Here is a 16,217-nt window from a genome sequence, read left to right on the forward strand (position 1 = left end):
GTGGGCTGACTCTGAAAGCGATGCTCACCAAAGGGGAACGCGGCGCTTGTGACGCCGCGTGCCGCTTACGATTTCTGGCCTGCGGCCTTGTCCTGCTGAGCGGGCTCGGCAGGTTTGGACGGCGCGGCGGGCTGGCCACCCGGTTGGGGGTCGGGTTTCGCGGCGGGCTGTGCGCCGGGTTGTGCCCCAGGCTGTGCGCCCGGTTGGGCCGCGCCGTTCTTGGTCCATTGGCTGACCTGCACGGGCGCGCCCGGACGGATCTTCTGGAAGCCTTCAACCACGACCACGTCGCCCGCCTTCAGGCCGCTGGTGATCAACCAATTGGTGCCCAGCGCGCCGCCAGTGGTCACGGGCAACTGTTGAATCTTGTTGTCCTTGACCAGCATCAGGCTTTGCGAACCATCGGCGGTGCGTTGCAGCGCCTGCTGCGGCACCATCAGCGCCTTGTCGTCCACGCCCTGCTCCAGACGCACCCGCACATACATGCCGGGCAGCAAGATGCCGTCGGGGTTGGGCACTTCGGCGCGCAGGTTCACCTGGCCCGTGGACGGATCCACGGTAATGCCCGTGAACAGCAGCTTGCCGGGGTGGTCGTATTCCGTGCCGTCTTCCAGCACGACCGTGGCGCGGGCGGTGTCCTTGCCCACCTGCTGCAGCTTGCCGCTGGCGAACGCGCGGCGCAGCGCGGCCAGTTCCGCGGTGGACTGGGTGAAGTCCACGTAGATCGGGTCCAGTTGCTGCACGGTGGCCATCTGCGTGGCCGAGGTGGATTCCACCAGCGCGCCTTCAGTGACCAGCGGCTTGCCGATGCGGCCCGTGATGGGCGAGGTGACGTCGGTATAGCCCAGGTTGATGGCGGCGTTGTCTTGCGCGGCCTTCGCGGCGGCGACGGTGGCGTCGGCCTGCCGGAACGAGGCCACGGCATTGTCGTATTCCTGCTTGCTGACCGCGTTGGCCTTCACCAACGGGGCGTAGCGGTCGGCCAGGAGCTTGGCGCTGAACAAGTTCGCTTGCGCCTGCTTCAGCTGCGCCGTGGCCTGATCGTACGCGGCCTTGTACGGCGCCGGGTCGATCTTGAACAGCAGTTGGTTTTCCTTGACGTCGCCACCTTGCTCAAAGGTGATCTTCTGCACGATGCCGGTCACGCGAGCGCGGATTTGCGCATCGCGCACGGCATCCACGCGTCCAGGCAGCTCAGAGACGATGGGCGCGCGCTCAGGCTGAACGGTGATGACGCTGACCTGAGGCATGCCCGGGTTCATCTGCGGCTCTTCTCCGCATCCCGCCAACATCAGCGCGAGGATGCCACCGGAAACAGCCAGACCTGAAACACGTTTAGGCAAAAACCGCATTGAAACCCCCGCGTAAGCGTAATGAACCGCTTCAGTTAATCGCATCAATCCGCATCGATCTGAATCGATCCGCATCTTCGTCAAATGCATCAATATCAATCGCATCAATTGACCTGATCAGGCTATCGAATCATCAAGCGCGCGCGCTTGAACCATGACGGCCAAACGCGATCATGCGTGATCAAACCAAGCCTTTACGTCAGGCACGATACGTAAACAGCCCAATAATGTAACTCAGTTACTAGGGAAATTACGGTTTTTCAGCTGTTCACAGGATGCATGGGGGAGACAATCCGGTTACAGGCTCACAGATTGGAAAGCTCTCTGAGATTGCCCAGGAACACATAGCCCACGCCGTGGACAGTATGCAGCGGCAAGCGAATGCCTGTCTGCAAAACTTTGCCGCGCAGTCGGCAGATCGCCACATTCAGGGTGCGCAGGTTGGTGCTTGCGCGCAACGTCATCAGTTCTTCACGCAACAGTTCACGGTTTGGGTTACGCAGCAGGCAGATGAAGCAAGCGCGTTCGATTTCGGTCAGGTCGATACGCACGCCGCTGGGCGCCAAGAGCGTCCAGCCCCGGTATAGCAGGCTCCACCAGCCATCAAGACGGTCGTTCGCCAACGGCAGGGGCGCGGCGGTCTGGGGCAAGGCGGAGGCGTCTGGCGACCGGGATGTCAGGCGGTTAAAAACGTCGAGCGCGTTCATGGCGAGTCTCCACCAGGACGGCCTGCGCCAACAGTGGCGGCGGCCCGGTCCCGGAACAAGGTTGCGGTTTGTCCTTGAAGACTACCGGCCTTGCGGCCTTGTGACGCGGGTTTGACGAGCTATGGGTCCGAATATCAGACCAGTCCTACGAAACCCTGGTTAATTGCGCATGCCGTTGCGATGGATGTCGTGCGTGACGAAGCAGCTGTCCTGCGTCGGGCGGGCCAAAATGCCGGGCTTGGCCAGCGTCTTGCGGATGTCGGACAAGCCCGACTCCCAGTGTTCACGCATGGCCTCGGTGCCGAACTCATAGTCCTTGGAATAGCGTTCCCGATGCTTGGCTTCGTAGATCAGGTTGATGATGTTGGTGGCTGGCGTATGCGACAGCATGCGGATATCGGCCAGCTCGGGCGCGTCGCGCTCGGCCTCGGGCAGGCGCTCAAGCAGGCGCTGCAAACCGTGGCGCAGCTTCAGCACGCGGCGCAACTGGTCGGTGACCAGGCGCGTGCGACTCGAATACTGGATGTCTTTCTGGCGTTCGGCCACTTCTTCCAAGGTGGTGGGCAGGCCGCCGCGCGCGGGCCAGAGATCAACCTGGAAGGCCAGCGTGTCGCGCATGTTCTCGGTGGTCAGCACTTGCGCCAGCGGCGTGTTGGACACCACGCCGCCATCCCAATAGTGTTCGCCACCGATCTCAACGGAAGGAAAGCCCGGCGGCAAGGCGCCGGACGCCATCACGTGTTCGGGTCCCAGTGTGTCTTTCAGGCTGTCGAAATACGCGAAGTTGCCCGAGCGTACATTCACCACGCCGAAGCTGGCGCGTATGACGCCGCTGTTGAGCAGGTCAAAATCCACAAACTGGCGCAGCGTCGCGGCAAGCGGCGTGGTGTCGTAGAAACTGGTGGAGGCCGCGCCCCGCCCTTTCACCATGTAAGGCGGCGGAAAGCGCGGCTTGAAGAAACCCGGCTGCCCCGAAAACAAGGCCTGGAACGCGGACAGCTGGCCGTTCATGGTCGGCGAACCAAAGCCGAACGGAATGCCTTCGAACATGCCCGCCAGCGTATCGCCCCAAGGCACCGACGCGAAGCCCGAGGGGCGGCAGATGCTTTCCCAGAAACCACGCAAGCGATCAACGCGCTCATCCTCGCGGGACCCCGCGATGATGGCCGCATTGATCGACCCAATCGAAATGCCCGACACCCAGTTTGGCCGGATGCCGGCCTCGTGCAAGCCCTGGTAGACCCCTGCCTGATAGGACCCCAGCGCGCCTCCGCCTTGCAGCACAAGGGCAACGGTATCGTAGGACGGCGTATTGCCGGTGTCTTGGGACGGAGCCTTGCGGGGAGTGGTCATGCGGCTACCTCGGGTCAGGGTTTGCTTTTGTCCGGCAGTTGCGGCGCGGCCACGCCGGCGCGGAACGGATACTTGGCGAAGATCTGCGCCACGGCCTTGTCCACGTTCTGCGGCGTGTTGGCGCTATCGGGGTTCTGCACTTCGCCCACGGCCACGCCTTCCCACACCAGTTGCTTGCGGCGCGCGTCGACCAGGTCGATGTTCAAGGTGCCCTCGGTGTATTGGTAGACGTCGTCGCCCCAGCCGTAGCCGGGCCAGCCGCCGTAAAAGCCCGAGCGGTAGCCGTAGTACGGCCCCATGGGCGGCGCGGCGGGCGTGACCTGCGTTTTCTGCTGGAGCTTGGCGCCGAAGTTCACCAGCAGGTCGGGGTTGGATGCGTTGTAGGTATAGCCGCGCATTTCCATCTGGCCGCGCGTGGCGTCCTTCAGACGCTCGGTCAGCAAGGTGCTGTAGCCGGCCTTGTCGGTGCCCAGGGGATTCATGAAGCCGAAGGTCTGGTACTGCGCAAAATCGGCTTGGTGGTCGTAATCGCCTTTGATCGTGGGCCCCGAGGCGCACGCTGCAAGCAAGGCCGTCATGGAACCCGCCGTCAACCATTTCACCGCTTTCATCGCTTTCATGGGGATGTCTCCAAGAGCACTGGGCCACGACATAGTGCCGCGAAGCCCGCAAAGTTTCAACAGAATCTCATTCGCATCCCGTGCCTGCACCCGCCGATGACGCCTGGGCGTACCCTGCCCGTCCATTACACTCGGGGCTGGCTTTTTGACCCTGACACTGACCACCATGTTGGAACTCGACGGCTCGATCTGGTTCCGTTCCGGCGCCCAGACCTGGGGCGGAAAAAATCGCATAGACCTGCTGGCGCAGATCGACGCCACCGGCTCCATCACGGCCGCCGCGCGCGCCGTGGGCATGAGCTACAAGGGGCATGGGACGCCATCGACGCCATGAACAACCTGGCCGGCGAACCGCTGGTGCTGCGGGCGGCGGGCGGCAAGGGCGGCGGCGGCACGCAGCTGACCGACCGCGCGCGTGGCCTGATCGTGACCTTCCGAGCGCTGGAATCCGAGCACCGGAAATTCATGGAAAACCTGGTGCGCGCGGGGCTGGACGCCAGCGGCGACATCGATCTGATGAGGCGCTTCATGCTGAAAACCAGCGCACGCAATAAATTCCTGGGCACCGTGACCGAGATCCGCACCGGCGCGGTCAACGATGAAATCCAGCTTCGCATCGCGGGCGGGCACCTCGTCACCGCCACCATCACGCGCGACAGCACGGCCGAACTGGGCCTGGCGCCCGGCAAAGAAGCCATTGCACTGGTCAAGGCGTCGGCCGTCATCATCGGCGCGCCGGGGCCGGGCTTGCGGCTGTCGGCGCGCAACCAGTTGCTGGGCCACATCAGCGCCATCCGGCCCGGGGCGGTCAACAGCGAGATACTGATCGACATGGAAGGCGGCGCCACGCTTGCGGCCATCGTCACCAACGACAGCGCACAGGAACTGGGGCTGGAAGTGGGCGCGCCGGCCGTGGCCATTTTCAAGGCATCCAGCGTGATCCTGGGCGTGCTGGACTAGGCGCAGGCGCGGGGTCAACGCCTGGAATCAAACTCCCACATCATCGCGGCGGCGGCCGACCTTGCCGTCGCGTACTTCAAAGACCTCGTCGGCCAGGGCGTCCACGTCCGCCGGATCATGCGTGATCAGTAGCATCGGCACGTCCAACTGCCGCTGCAACGTGTTCAATTCCTGGCGCATCCGACCGCGCAGGTGCGAGTCCAGCGCCGAGAACGGCTCGTCCAGCAAGAGGATGTCGGGTTGCAGCATCAAGGCTCGCGCCAGCGCCACGCGCTGCTTCTGGCCGCCGGAAATTTCACCGGGATAGCTGCCCACGATGGCGCCCAGTTCAAAGGCATCGACCCAGCGTTTGGCCTCGGGCCCCACCTCGCGCCGGGGCGGATTGCGCCAGCCCCGGCGCAATCCAAAGGCGATGTTCTGCGCCACCGTCAGATGCGGAAACAGCGCATAGTCCTGAAACAGATACGCCACGCGCCGCGCCTGCGCGGGCAGGCAGATGCCGGCTTGGGAATCGAACAGCACCCGGCCGTTGATCTCGATGCGTCCGGCGTCCGGCCGCAGCAGCCCCGCCACGGCGCGCAAAGTCAGGCTTTTGCCCGCGCCGGAAGGCCCGAACAGGGCGATGCGTTTTGAGGACGAGGTAAACGCCGCGTCCAGCTGAAAGTGCCGGTCGCCCGACACCATGCGTCGGGAGATCTGGATGCTGATGCTCATCGCCCGCCCCCATCGCGCTGCCGGGCGGCCACGGGCAGCAGCTTGCCCGCCACCACCAAGACCAGCACGCAGGTCATCGACGTGACCAGCACCAGCAGGTTGGCGGTGCGGTCGTCGCCCGCCTGCACGGCTTCGTAGATGGCGACCGACAGCGTCTGTGTGCGGCCCGGCAGGCTGCCGGCGATCATCAGCGTGGCGCCGAATTCGCCCAACGCGCGGGCAAAGGCCAGCAACACGCCCGCCACGATGCCACGGGCGGCCAAGGGCAGCGTCACGCGGAAGAACACCCCGGCTTCGCTCACACCCAGCACACGCGCCGCGTTTTCCAACTGGACGTCCACGTTTTCAAACGCGGCGCGCGCTGACTTGAACACCAGCGGAAACGCCACGATGGCGGCGGCGATCACCGCGCCCTGCCACGTAAACACCAGTTCAATGTCCCACTTCGCCAGCGTTTCACCGATGATGCCGCGCCGGCCCAGCAACACCAACAGGTAGTAGCCCAGAACGGTGGGCGGCAAGACCAGCGGCAGGGTCAGAATGGCGTCCAGCACATCGCGGCCCGGCCAGCGCCAACGCGACAGGCCATAGGCCGCGGCGGTGCCGGCCACGGTGGCCAACAGCGTTGCCCAGCCCGCCACTTTCAGTGACAGCAGCAACGGCACCCAGACCGACTCCGTCATCGATAACCGCCCATCAACCCGGGTTCAAGGATGCAGGAAGCCATAACGCGCCAAGATCTTCTGACCCGCCGGCGACAGCACATAGGCCACGAAACGTTCGGCTTCCGCGGCGGCCTCCTCGCGCGCGGTGACGGCAATCGGATAGGTCACGGGCGTTTGCGACGGCACGCGCACCGCCACCTTGACCTTGTCGGGCATGATGGCGGCGTCGGTGGCGAACACGAACCCGGCATCGACCTCGCCGCGCGATACATAGGCCAGGCTTTGGCGCACGTTCTGCGCCAGCACGCCCTTGGCCTGCACGGCGTTCCACAAGCCCGCCGCTTCCAGCGCGCCCTGCGTGTAGCGGCCCACCGGCACCGATGCGGGGTTGCCGTAGGCCACGCGCTTGATGTCATCGCGGGTCAGGTCTTTCAGTGTCGTGATGTTGGCCTGGCTGTCGGCCGGCACGATCAACACGACCTGGTTCGCCGCGAAGTCCACGCGCGATGCCGGCTTCACGGCCTTTTCTTCCACGGCCTTGTCCATCGCCTTCTGGTCGGCCGAGGCGTACACATCGGCCGGCGCGCCCTTCAAGATCTGCTGCAGCAAGACGTCGGACGCGCCGAAGTTCAGCACAACCTTGGTGTCCGGGTGTTCCTTTTCGTAGGCCTGCGCCACGTCCTTGAAGGCGTTGGTCAGGCTGGCCGCGGCGGATACCACCAGGTCGGCGGCCTGGGCGCCAGGCATCCACAGGGCGGAAAGCGCCAGGGCCAGCGCTGGCAGCGCACGTTTGCAAGACATGATCTTCCTTGGAAATTGCGGGATCGGTAGCGAAATATATAGCGGTATATAACGACCGTCAATTTGGCGCCTGGGCAGGGTCTGCGCCCGATCAAGGTTTAGGGAAGAAGCGGGTTCAGCCGCGCTCGACGGTCGTGACGCGCAGCGATTCCGGCGCCAGCGCCGCCTGCAGGCTGGCCAGCGCCAGCTCGGGCTGGGCCGCGCCGCACATGAAGATGTCCAGGGCCGCGAAGCGATGTTCGGGCCAGGAATGAATGCTGATATGGGATTCGCTCAGCATGACCACGCCAGTCACCCCGGCGCCCTCGCCGAAGTGATGGAAATGCGCGCTCAGCACATTGGCGCCCGCGGCCTGCGCCGCCGCGACCAGTTGCGCTTCAAGCGCCTTGGCGTCGCGCAGCAGGTCGGCACGCACCCCGCGAAAATCGGCCAGCACATGGCGGCCGGGCGTGGCGTGCACCGTCACTTGTGCGATCCGCCCGACGACCAGCCCGAGCCACCCGACGAGCTGCCCCAACTGCTGCTGCTACTGCTGCGGCTGCCGCTGCCGCCGCTCATGCTGACGCCCGGCGAATTGGCGCCCGTGGCCGCCATCACCACCACCAAGGCATAGATGCCATACAGGAACTTGCCCATCGTTCTACTCGTCCTTTCCGGAAAGCTTGTCCGCCAGCTTGGCGGGGAACCACAGGAACGCCAGCCCGATCAGGATCGGCACGAAACGACCGTTCAGGATGTTGCCGAAATTCAGAAACACCATGCCGATCGTGGCGATCCAGGCCCATTTGCTGTATCCGCCCTGCTTGCCGCCCAGCGGCAGGGACTTCTGCTTGGCCAGCTCGGGGTTGCCGAACCATTCCGCCAATTGCGCCGGCGCCACCGGCGCCGATGCCGACCAGCCCAGTTCGGACTCGCTCAGTTCGCGCGTCAGCTTCAGCGTGCCGGCCTTGTAGTCGGTGATCTTGGTGGTGTCGCCCGCCTTCACGCGCCAGTTGAACGCGCCCAGCGGCATCTCTACCCGCGAGGTGTAGTCGTATAGCTTCTGGTACAGCTTTGAGCGCCAGCGCACGCTGGTGGCGTTGTTCTGGCTGGGCCAGGTGTCGCAGACTTGCACGCGTTCCCAGCCTTCGTCGGTTTCCACCAGCCAGATAAAGCCCTTGGCCGGATTGAACAGCAGGTATTCAATCCAGTCGGACGGCTCTTCGGGGTCGGGGTCGGCGCATTTCATCAAGCCGATCAGTGTGTAGCTGACGCCGCTGATCTTGGCCACCGCGCCCAGCGACAAAGTGGTGCTAATGGACTTGAGCTTGCGCGCCTTCGCGATGACTTCTGCGGTGGGGCCGGAACAATCGACCGCGGCCGCGCAGGACGGGCACACCACATGGGTGGCCATGGCCGCCACGAAACTGATGGGCGCGCCGCAGTTGGGGCAGTCCAGCGCCTTGATCTGGCCGCGAAAACGGCCGGCTGTTTCTTCCACCTGCTCGTTGCTGCGCAACGAGGCCGCCTGCATGGCGGACAGGTCGAAGGCCTTGCCGATATAGAGCTCGGGTTCGGGGCCGTCGGAAAAATCCAGTGTGAGAAAGGCGTCCACACTGCGGAAATCAGCCACCTTGGCTTCCCAGCCATCGCCCGGCACAAAAGGCAGTTCGCCTTGCGCGCCGCCGGCCTGCGCGCGGCGCATGTCCGACGCCACGAAACGCTGCCCGTCCAGCTTGAGCTCGTCGCCTGGCGCGATGTCGGCAAAGGCCGGCAGGCCTTGCGTGGACTTGACCTTGCGCCGCCGCGTAAGCGCGTACTGGCCCGAGGCGTCCGACAGCCAGCCGTCGGCGCCGTCTTCAAACCAGACGTACCACTCGTTCCAGAAGCCGTCGTCATAGCGCAGTTGAATGCGGCCGATCACGTCGAAGCGCTTGCCATCGACGCTGCCCGCCGCGCCCAGGCACAGCGGCGAATAGTCTTCCAGCACGTCGGCCATTTCGCCGATGCGCTTGACCGACTCGGCATCTTTCAACAAGGTGCTGCGGCATGCGCCGCAGACCGCCATGACCGAGGCGGTAGAGGTGAACTTGACCGGGGCGCCGCACTGCGGACACAGAACCTGCTGCATGGGGCCTTAGCTGGTCAGTTTCTTCAGCACTTCCGCCTTGGCCGTGTCGTAATCGGCGGCGGTGATCAGGTCTTTATCCAGCAGGTCTTTCAACTGCTGCAAGCGCGCGACGGGGTCGGGTTGCGACGGCGCCGCGGGTTGCTGGGGTTGCGCCGGTTGCTGGGGCTGGGGTTGCCCCACGCCCAAGCCCGCCGCCATGGTCTGCCCCAACGCCGCGCCCGCCGCCAGGCCCGCACCCACGCCGGCGATACCGCCTTCGTTCTGCGCGGCCAGCGGTATCGCGGTGGCCGTCTGGTATTGGGTGAACTTGCCCAGGTCGCCCGCCATGCCCATCGAAATCCGCGTGTCCAGCGCCTTTTGCAGCTCTTCGGGCAAGGACACATTTTCAACCGTGAAGTTGTCCAGCTTGACGCCATAGCGGTCGAACACGGGCGCCAGTTGCTCGCTGATGCTTTGCGACATCAGCCCCTGGTTGCCCGCGATGTCCAGGAACGGCACCTTGGACCCGCCCAGCGCCGTGGTCATGGCGGCCACCACCATGTTGCGCAATTGCGCTTCCAGGTCGTCCACCGTGTATTCGTCGCGCGTGCCGCTGATTTCGCGATAGAACTTGGCCGGGTCGGCAATCTGGTACGAATACACGCCAAACGCGCGCAAGCGCACCATGCCGAATTCGCTGTCGCGCAAGGTCACGGGTTGTGCCGTGCCCCAGCGCCGGCCCAGTTGCAGGCGCGTGCTGAAGAAGATCACATCCGACTTGAAGGGCGACTCGAACAGCTTGTCCCAGTTCTTCAGGTAGGTCAGGATCGGCAGCGTCTGCGTGGTCAGCTTGTACATGCCGGGGCCGAACACGTCGGCCACCTTGCCTTCGTTCACGAACACCGCCATCTGCGATTCGCGCACGGTCAGGCTGGCGCCGTACTGGATTTCAAAGTCCTGCATCGGATGGCGCCAGGCGAGCACGCCGTCGCGATCCTCGTTCCATTGCAGGATGTCGATGAACTGCTTGCGAATAAAGGAACCGAGACTCATGAATAGCTCTCCCGTGTCAGATCGGATTCGACGGCGCCCGCCCTCAGGTCAGGCAGGCCGCGTTCACGATGCCGGCGGCCAGCGAGATCGAACCGATCAGGCCGCCCATGGCGATGTTGTTTTGTTCGATGGCCTCGTTCATGCCCTGGATGGCCTTGTTGACCACCACGTACACAACGATCTGCACCAGCATGGCGGCCAGGCCCCACACCAGGAACATCACGAAGCTGGCATGCACGGCAATGCTTGAGCACAAGGTGAAGCTGAAGCCCACCAGCGCGCCGCCATACGACAGCACGGCGGCGATGTTGCCTTCGCGGATCAGGTCGAATTCCTTGTAGCGGGTCACGGCGGTATAGACCGCCGTGAAGACGCCCAGCATGACAAGCGCCGAGACGATATAGATCAGATAGGTCACCGCCGGATGCATCGCTTCTCCCATTGCCAGCCTCCTAATTGCGCGCAGTATATACGCGGCGTTCGATATACTGCGAACGCATTTTTCGCCCCGGACACCTCATGCGCGACCGCGTTCTCATCCTATCGGTATTGATCGTTGCTTCCTGCGGTTTGGGCTATGAGCTCATCAGCAGCGCGCTGGCCAGCTATTTACTGGGCGATTCCATCCTTCAGTTCTCTTCCGTCATCGGCTGCTATTTGTTCGCCATGGGCATCGGTTCATGGTTGTCAAAATATGTAAAAGACGAAGACGTTTTGAATCGGTTTATCGACGTCGAGCTGCTGGTGGCCTTGTTGGGCGGCGTGTCGGCGGCGGTTCTGTTCCTGGTGTTTGCCTGGCTGTCCGCGCCCTTTCGCGCGGCGCTGTATGTGGGCGTTTTCGTCATCGGCTTGATGGTGGGCATGGAGATTCCGCTGGTGATGCGGGTGTTCAACCAGCGCAAGGCCGAATTCCGCGAAATCGTCAGCCGCGTGCTGACCTTCGACTATCTGGGCGCGCTGGCCGTGTCGCTGATCTTCCCGCTGCTGCTCGCGCCCAAGCTGGGGCTGCTGCGCACCAGTTTCCTGTTCGGTATCCTGAACGCCAGCGTGGCCCTGTGGACTACGTGGCTGTTTCGCGCCGAAGTGCGCCGCCCCGGTGAAAAGGCCTTGCGCGCCTGCGTGGTGATCGGGTTCCTGGGCTTGGGCTTCTTCTATTCCACCGCCATGACGACCTGGGCCGAAAAAGGCCTGTACGGCGACGACGTGGTGCATGCGGAAACCACGCCCTACCAGCGCCTGGTGGTAACGCGCTGGCACGACGACCTGCGCCTGTACATCAACAACAACCTGCAATTCTCGTCACGCGATGAACATCGTTACCACGAATCGTTGGTGCATCCGGGCTTGCAGACGCTGCCCTGGGCGCGCAACGTGCTGGTGCTGGGCGGCGGCGACGGGCTGGCGGTGCGCGAAATCCTCAAATACAAGAATGTCGAGCACATCACGCTGGTGGATCTGGACCCGGCCATGACGGGGCTGTTTTCGCGTTCCGAGCCCTTGGTTGAACTGAACCAGGGTTCGCTCAAGGACCCGCGCGTCACCGTCATCAACGACGACGCCGGCCGCTGGCTGGAAACGCATGCCGAGGTCTACGACTTCATCGTGGTGGATTTCCCGGACCCGTCCAATTTCGGCCTGGGCCGTTTGTACTCGGTGCCCGTCTATCACCTGATGGCGCGCCATCTGGCGGAAAACGGCTATATGGTGATCCAGTCCACGTCGCCCTACTTCGCGCCGCGCTCGTTCTGGAGCGTGGACGCCACGCTGAAGGAAGCCGGGCTGAACACCTGGCCGTATCACACCTATGTGCCGTCGTTCGGCGACTGGGGCTTCATCCTGGCCAGCAAGCGGCGCGATTACACGCCGCCTGAAAAGATCACCGTGCCCACGCGCTACCTGGATGCCGTCACCACGCGCGAACTCTTCCACTTCCCCGCCGACATGCCGGCGCTGGCGATGCCGCCCAACCGCTTGAATGAGCAGTCGCTCGTGCGCTATTTCGACGAGGACTGGCGCAAGGTCATTCGCTGATGCGACGCCGCAGCTTTCTTCTGGGCGCGGCCACGGCAGCGGTGGCGGGCGCGGCAGGGTACGCCCGGTCGCGCATCGTCGAGACCCCGGCCGACGTGTCCTATCCCGGCATGCAGGCCGGGCACGCGCTGCGCGACGGCGCCGCGCTGCCCGCGCCCACGGCCAACTATCGGCATCAGGTGGTTATCTTGGGCGCGGGGGTGGCGGGCCTGTCCTGCGCCTGGAAGCTGGCGCGCGAAGGGTTCACCGATTTCGTCGTGGTGCAAGGGCCGGAATTCGCCGGCAACGCGGCGGGCGGGCTGCGCGATGAACTGCACTATCCGCTGGGCGCGCATTACCTGCCGCTGCCCTCGATGGCGTCCACCCACGTGCGCGAGATGCTGGCCGACTTCGGCATCATCGAACGCGGCGCGGGCGATATCCGTCCGTACTACGACGAGACCATCCTGGTGCATTCTCCGCAAGAACGCCTGCTGCGCAACGGAACTTGGGAAGACGGCCTGCTGCCCATGACGGGCTTGCCGAATGCGGACGTGGCGCAACACCATCGCTTCCTGGCGCTGATCGAGCGCCTGCATACCCAGCTTGGCAACGATGGGCGCAAGGTCTTTTGCATTCCGCTTGTGCTGTCGTCGGAAGACCCCGCGTGGCGGGCATTGGACGCGATCACCTTCAAGCAATGGCTGGACCGCGAAGGCTACACGTCGCCCGCCCTGCACTGGTATCTGAACTACTGCTGCCGCGACGACTACGGCGCGAACTACGACGTGGTCTCGGCCTGGGCGGGGCTGCACTATTTCGCCAGCCGCGACGGCCATGCCGCCAATGCCGGCGAAGGCGCCGTACTGACCTGGCCGGGCGGCCTGTCGGTGCTGGCCGAGAGCATGCGCCAATCCATTGATGAAAAGCTGGGGCACACCCACTGGCTGATGGCCGGCACGGCAGTGCGCGTGGCCGAGACGCCCGCCGGCCCCTTGACGACCTGTTTGAGGCTGGACGCCGAGCCGCTCGCCTACACGCTGCAAAGCCGGCGCACAGTGTGCGCCATGCCGCTGTTCGTGGCCCAACGCATCCTGCCCGACATCCGCGCCTATGGGTATGACCCGGCCGTGCATGCCTCGTCGCATGCGCCCTGGCTGGTGTCCAATTTCTTGCTGGAAGGCTATCCCATCGAGGCCCCCGGCGAACCGCTGTCCTGGGACAACGTGGTCTACCAGGGGCGCGGGCTGGGCTATGTGGTGTCCACGCACCAATTGCTGCGCGTGACGCGCTCGCCGCGCACTGCCTTCACGGCCTATCACGCGCTAAGCGGGCAGACACCCAGCGCCGCGCGGCAATGGTTGACCACGGCCAGCCCGCAAGACCTGCGCGACGAAGCCGCCGCCGATTTGATTGCCGCCTATGGCCGCGAATTCTGGCGCAACGCGCGTCGGTTGGACATCACCGTGCGCGGTCATGCCATGGCTTCGCCGCTGTGCGGGTATCTATCCAACGCCGGGCTTGCCGCCTTGCGTGACGTGGACGGCCCGGTGCTGTTCGCGCATGCGGACTTGTCGGGCTATTCCGTCTTTGAGGAAGCGTCGTGGTGGGGCGTGGTGGCGGCGGGCCGGATTTTGGGGCAAGCCGCGCCAGGTGAAGGAACAGGAATAGGAACACATGGATAAGCACGTCATCGTCTTGGGCGCGGGCATTGTGGGCGTGTGTTGCGCGCTGGAGCTATTGCGCCGGGGTGTGCGCGTGACTCTCGTCGACCGCCAGGCGCCCGGCATGGAAACGTCATTGGGCAACGCGGGCGTGCTGGCGCGCAGTTCACTGATGCCGTTCAACCATCCCGGTTTGTGGGGGCAACTGCCCCGCTTGATGAAGAACGACAGCGTGCAGTTCCGATATCGCGCGTCGTATCTGGCCAGGAACCTGGGCTGGGCGACGCGGTTCTTGTTGAACGCGCGGCCGTCGGTGTTCAAGGAAACCGTGAAGGCGCTGGACGGCCTGATCCGGCAGTCCGCGCCCGAACATTTGAAGCTGTTGGACGAAGCTGGTGCGCGACATCGCTTGCGGGACACCGGCTGGGTGTTTTTGTACCGCAGCGAGGCGGCATGGCACGGCAGCGCGTTGGCGCGCAACACCTTTGCGCAGTATCAGGTGCCGACGCAAACCTTGAACGCCGCCGAATTGGCGGAGCTGGAACCGGCGTTGTCGCCGATCTTTCACCGCGCGCTGTGGATCCAGGGCTCGTATTCGGTTGACGACCCGCATGCGGTGGTAGCGGCCTACGCCGACCTGTTCCGCGCCAAGGGCGGCACGTTCAAACGCTTGCAGGCCGCAAGCATCCGACGCGATAACCAGGGATGGACGGTGCAAGGCGCACAAGGCTCGGAATCAGTGTCGGCGGAGCAATTGGTGGTGGCGCTGGGGCCGTGGTCGAAGGCGATGTTGAAGAGCACGGGCATCGATTTGCCGATGGCGTTCGAACGCGGTTATCACATGCATTACCGTGGTGAAGACGGGGCCAGCGTCACGCGCCCGGTGTACGACACGGGCGGCGGGTATGTGTTGTCGCCCATGGCGCGCGGGCTGCGCTTGTCCACGGGTGTGGAACTGGACGCCTGCGAAGCCGCCCCGCGCAGCACGCAGTTGGACATGGCGGAAGCGCGGGCGCGTGAAGCGTTTCCGTTGGGTGAGCGGTTGGACGCGGCAGCTTGGTTGGGTCGTCGCCCTACCCTGCCCGATAGCCGGCCGATGATCGGGCAGGCGCCGAAGCACCCTGGGTTATGGCTGGCGCTGGGCCATCAGCATATAGGTTTCAGCACCGCGCCGGGCACGGCGAAGATATTGGGCGAGTTGATGTTCGACGAGGGTGAGGCATCGCGCCACCAGGCGTTTCGGCCGGGGCGGTTTATTTAGGGTGTGTCGCGGGCGGTGATTTAGGGCGTCTCACGGGCGGTGATTGATGGGTTGCGCGCGATCCAGGATGGGGTTCTTGCGACGGGAATCGCGCGCTTCACCCATCCTACGGTGGGTCGTTTGACGATCGGGTATGGGCAAATGGCGATCGCCATAAAGGATAGCCGCCGTCCTACCCCAACAACAACGCATCATCCGACAGCTTTTCCCCGCGCACGCGCTCGAACATCGCCAGCAGATCCGGCACGTCCATGCCGCGGCGCTCGTCGCCGGATACGTCCAGCACCACTTGCCCCTGATGCAGCATCACCGTGCGGTCACCCACGTCCAGCGCCTGGCGCATGCTGTGGGTCACCATCATGGTCGTCAACTGGTTTTCGGCCACGATGCGCGCCGTCAGTTGCAGCACGAAATCCGCGGTGCGCGGGTCCAACGCCGCGGTGTGCTCGTCCAGCAGCAAAATGCGTGACGACTGCAAGGCCGCCATCAGCAGGCTGACCGCCTGGCGCTGGCCACCCGACAACAACCCGATGCGGTCGGTCAGCCGGTTTTCCAGCCCCAAGCCCAACGTGGCCAGCCGTTCGCGAAACCCTTCCTTCATCGACGCCTTGACCGCGCGGCTATACCCTCTGCGCACGCCGCGCATCTGCGCCAGCGCCATGTTTTCCTCAATGGTCAGGTCTTCGCAGGTGCCTGCCATGGGGTCCTGGAATACCCGGGCCACCTGGCCGGCGCGTGCCCAGACGGGCTGGCGCGTCACATCCACGCCATTGATGTCGATCGTGCCCGAATCAACGGGTAGGTCGCCCGACACCGCGTTCAGGAACGTCGACTTGCCGGCGCCGTTGGACCCGATGACGGTCACGAACTGGCCTGACGGAATCTCCAGCGACAACCCACGCAGCGCGCGCGTTTCGATGGGCGTTCCCGCGTTGAAGGTAATTTTCAGATCTTTTGCGGACAACATA

General features: G+C 64.3%; 16 protein-coding genes and 1 pseudogene. 4 read left to right on the plus strand and 13 right to left on the minus strand.

Annotation, left to right across the window (positions count from 1 at the left end; translation table 11 throughout):
- Positions 1-65: 65 nt before the first annotated feature.
- The 4 genes from ELS24_RS19705 to ELS24_RS19720 form a co-directional block, all read right to left on the minus strand.
- Entirely contained in the window at positions 66-1,352 is a 1,287-nt protein-coding gene (locus ELS24_RS19705; RefSeq protein WP_050448453.1) for an efflux RND transporter periplasmic adaptor subunit, read from the minus strand.
- A 305-nt stretch (positions 1,353-1,657) separates the two neighbouring features.
- Positions 1,658-2,059, minus strand: coding sequence for a helix-turn-helix domain-containing protein (locus tag ELS24_RS19710; RefSeq protein ID WP_050448454.1), 402 nt, complete (start codon positions 2,057-2,059; stop codon positions 1,658-1,660).
- Between the two features lie 159 nt (positions 2,060-2,218).
- Positions 2,219-3,412 (minus strand): patatin-like phospholipase family protein, encoded by a 1,194-nt coding sequence (locus ELS24_RS19715; protein ID WP_050448455.1) that lies wholly within the window; start codon positions 3,410-3,412, stop codon positions 2,219-2,221.
- Positions 3,413-3,426: 14 nt separating this feature from the next.
- Positions 3,427-4,023 carry a DUF4136 domain-containing protein gene (locus ELS24_RS19720; RefSeq protein ID WP_050448502.1) on the minus strand — a complete coding sequence of 199 codons (597 nt, stop codon included), beginning with the start codon at positions 4,021-4,023 and terminating at the stop codon, positions 3,427-3,429.
- A gap of 175 nt (positions 4,024-4,198) precedes the next feature.
- On the opposite strand from ELS24_RS19720, the pseudogene ELS24_RS19725 reads away from it, so the two are divergent.
- Positions 4,199-4,992, plus strand: a pseudogene (locus ELS24_RS19725) (TOBE domain-containing protein).
- A 27-nt stretch (positions 4,993-5,019) separates the two neighbouring features.
- Here the strand turns inward: ELS24_RS19725 and ELS24_RS19730 are convergent.
- The 8 genes from ELS24_RS19730 to ELS24_RS19760 form a co-directional block, all read right to left on the minus strand.
- Complete coding sequence (locus ELS24_RS19730) at positions 5,020-5,706, minus strand: ATP-binding cassette domain-containing protein (protein WP_127185113.1); 687 nt, start codon at positions 5,704-5,706, stop codon at positions 5,020-5,022.
- Positions 5,703-6,389, minus strand: a complete 687-nt coding sequence (gene modB / locus ELS24_RS19735; protein WP_127185114.1) for a molybdate ABC transporter permease subunit — start codon at positions 6,387-6,389, stop codon at positions 5,703-5,705. Before modB ends, ELS24_RS19730 begins: the two co-directional genes overlap by 4 nt.
- A gap of 24 nt (positions 6,390-6,413) precedes the next feature.
- A complete protein-coding gene (modA, locus tag ELS24_RS19740; RefSeq protein ID WP_127185115.1) occupies positions 6,414-7,172 on the minus strand; it encodes a molybdate ABC transporter substrate-binding protein in 759 nt (252 codons plus the stop codon).
- A gap of 115 nt (positions 7,173-7,287) precedes the next feature.
- A complete protein-coding gene (speD, locus tag ELS24_RS19745; RefSeq protein WP_127185116.1) occupies positions 7,288-7,638 on the minus strand; it encodes an adenosylmethionine decarboxylase in 351 nt (116 codons plus the stop codon).
- Positions 7,635-7,808, minus strand: coding sequence for a hypothetical protein (locus tag ELS24_RS30960; protein WP_164741274.1), 174 nt, complete (start codon positions 7,806-7,808; stop codon positions 7,635-7,637). Before ELS24_RS30960 ends, speD begins: the two co-directional genes overlap by 4 nt.
- A gap of 4 nt (positions 7,809-7,812) precedes the next feature.
- Positions 7,813-9,282 carry a DUF4178 domain-containing protein gene (locus tag ELS24_RS19750; protein WP_050448460.1) on the minus strand — a complete coding sequence of 490 codons (1,470 nt, stop codon included), beginning with the start codon at positions 9,280-9,282 and terminating at the stop codon, positions 7,813-7,815.
- Positions 9,283-9,288: 6 nt separating this feature from the next.
- Positions 9,289-10,314: an SPFH domain-containing protein gene (locus tag ELS24_RS19755; protein WP_127185117.1), complete on the minus strand. Its 1,026-nt coding sequence runs from the start codon at positions 10,312-10,314 to the stop codon at positions 9,289-9,291.
- A gap of 43 nt (positions 10,315-10,357) precedes the next feature.
- Positions 10,358-10,744 carry a DUF350 domain-containing protein gene (locus tag ELS24_RS19760; protein WP_127186405.1) on the minus strand — a complete coding sequence of 129 codons (387 nt, stop codon included), beginning with the start codon at positions 10,742-10,744 and terminating at the stop codon, positions 10,358-10,360.
- 89 nt (positions 10,745-10,833) lie between these two features.
- Between ELS24_RS19760 and ELS24_RS19765 the strand changes: the two genes are divergently transcribed.
- From ELS24_RS19765 to ELS24_RS19775, 3 genes are read left to right on the plus strand one after another with little or no spacing between them, the layout of a single operon-like run.
- Positions 10,834-12,345 (plus strand): polyamine aminopropyltransferase, encoded by a 1,512-nt coding sequence (locus tag ELS24_RS19765; protein WP_127185118.1) that lies wholly within the window; start codon positions 10,834-10,836, stop codon positions 12,343-12,345.
- The gene (locus ELS24_RS19770; protein ID WP_127185119.1) at positions 12,345-14,009 is read left to right on the plus strand and encodes an NAD(P)/FAD-dependent oxidoreductase; all 1,665 of its coding nucleotides are present in this window, start codon (positions 12,345-12,347) and stop codon (positions 14,007-14,009) included. Before ELS24_RS19765 ends, ELS24_RS19770 begins: the two co-directional genes overlap by 1 nt.
- Positions 14,002-15,249, plus strand: coding sequence for an NAD(P)/FAD-dependent oxidoreductase (locus ELS24_RS19775; RefSeq protein WP_127185120.1), 1,248 nt, complete (start codon positions 14,002-14,004; stop codon positions 15,247-15,249). The genes ELS24_RS19770 and ELS24_RS19775 overlap by 8 nt, the downstream gene beginning before the upstream one ends.
- Before the next feature lie 172 nt (positions 15,250-15,421).
- On the opposite strand, the gene ELS24_RS19780 is transcribed toward ELS24_RS19775, so the two are convergent.
- A complete protein-coding gene (locus tag ELS24_RS19780) occupies positions 15,422-16,216 on the minus strand; it encodes an ABC transporter ATP-binding protein (RefSeq protein ID WP_127185121.1) in 795 nt (264 codons plus the stop codon).
- Position 16,217: the final 1 nt, after the last annotated feature.

The organism is Achromobacter spanius (genome assembly GCF_003994415.1).
GTDB classification, from domain to species: Bacteria; Pseudomonadota; Gammaproteobacteria; order Burkholderiales; family Burkholderiaceae_B; genus Achromobacter; species Achromobacter spanius_C.

Bases quoted from the DNA above. Each gene is read 5' to 3' on its own strand.
- ELS24_RS19705 (WP_050448453.1), bottom strand. From the start codon at position 1,352: ATGCGGTTTTTGCCTAAACGTGTTTCAGGTCTGGCTGTTTCCGGTGGC.
- ELS24_RS19710 (WP_050448454.1), bottom strand. From the start codon at position 2,059: ATGAACGCGCTCGACGTTTTTAACCGCCTGACATCCCGGTCGCCAGAC.
- ELS24_RS19715 (WP_050448455.1), bottom strand. From the start codon at position 3,412: ATGACCACTCCCCGCAAGGCTCCGTCCCAAGACACCGGCAATACGCCG.
- ELS24_RS19720 (WP_050448502.1), bottom strand. From the start codon at position 4,023: ATGAAAGCGGTGAAATGGTTGACGGCGGGTTCCATGACGGCCTTGCTT.
- ELS24_RS19730 (WP_127185113.1), bottom strand. From the start codon at position 5,706: ATGAGCATCAGCATCCAGATCTCCCGACGCATGGTGTCGGGCGACCGG.
- modB (WP_127185114.1), bottom strand. From the start codon at position 6,389: ATGACGGAGTCGGTCTGGGTGCCGTTGCTGCTGTCACTGAAAGTGGCG.
- modA (WP_127185115.1), bottom strand. From the start codon at position 7,172: ATGTCTTGCAAACGTGCGCTGCCAGCGCTGGCCCTGGCGCTTTCCGCC.
- ELS24_RS30960 (WP_164741274.1), bottom strand. From the start codon at position 7,808: ATGGGCAAGTTCCTGTATGGCATCTATGCCTTGGTGGTGGTGATGGCG.
- ELS24_RS19750 (WP_050448460.1), bottom strand. From the start codon at position 9,282: ATGCAGCAGGTTCTGTGTCCGCAGTGCGGCGCCCCGGTCAAGTTCACC.
- ELS24_RS19755 (WP_127185117.1), bottom strand. From the start codon at position 10,314: ATGAGTCTCGGTTCCTTTATTCGCAAGCAGTTCATCGACATCCTGCAA.
- ELS24_RS19760 (WP_127186405.1), bottom strand. From the start codon at position 10,744: ATGCATCCGGCGGTGACCTATCTGATCTATATCGTCTCGGCGCTTGTC.
- ELS24_RS19765 (WP_127185118.1), top strand. From the start codon at position 10,834: ATGCGCGACCGCGTTCTCATCCTATCGGTATTGATCGTTGCTTCCTGC.
- ELS24_RS19770 (WP_127185119.1), top strand. From the start codon at position 12,345: ATGCGACGCCGCAGCTTTCTTCTGGGCGCGGCCACGGCAGCGGTGGCG.
- ELS24_RS19775 (WP_127185120.1), top strand. From the start codon at position 14,002: ATGGATAAGCACGTCATCGTCTTGGGCGCGGGCATTGTGGGCGTGTGT.
- ELS24_RS19780 (WP_127185121.1), bottom strand. From the start codon at position 16,216: ATGTTGTCCGCAAAAGATCTGAAAATTACCTTCAACGCGGGAACGCCC.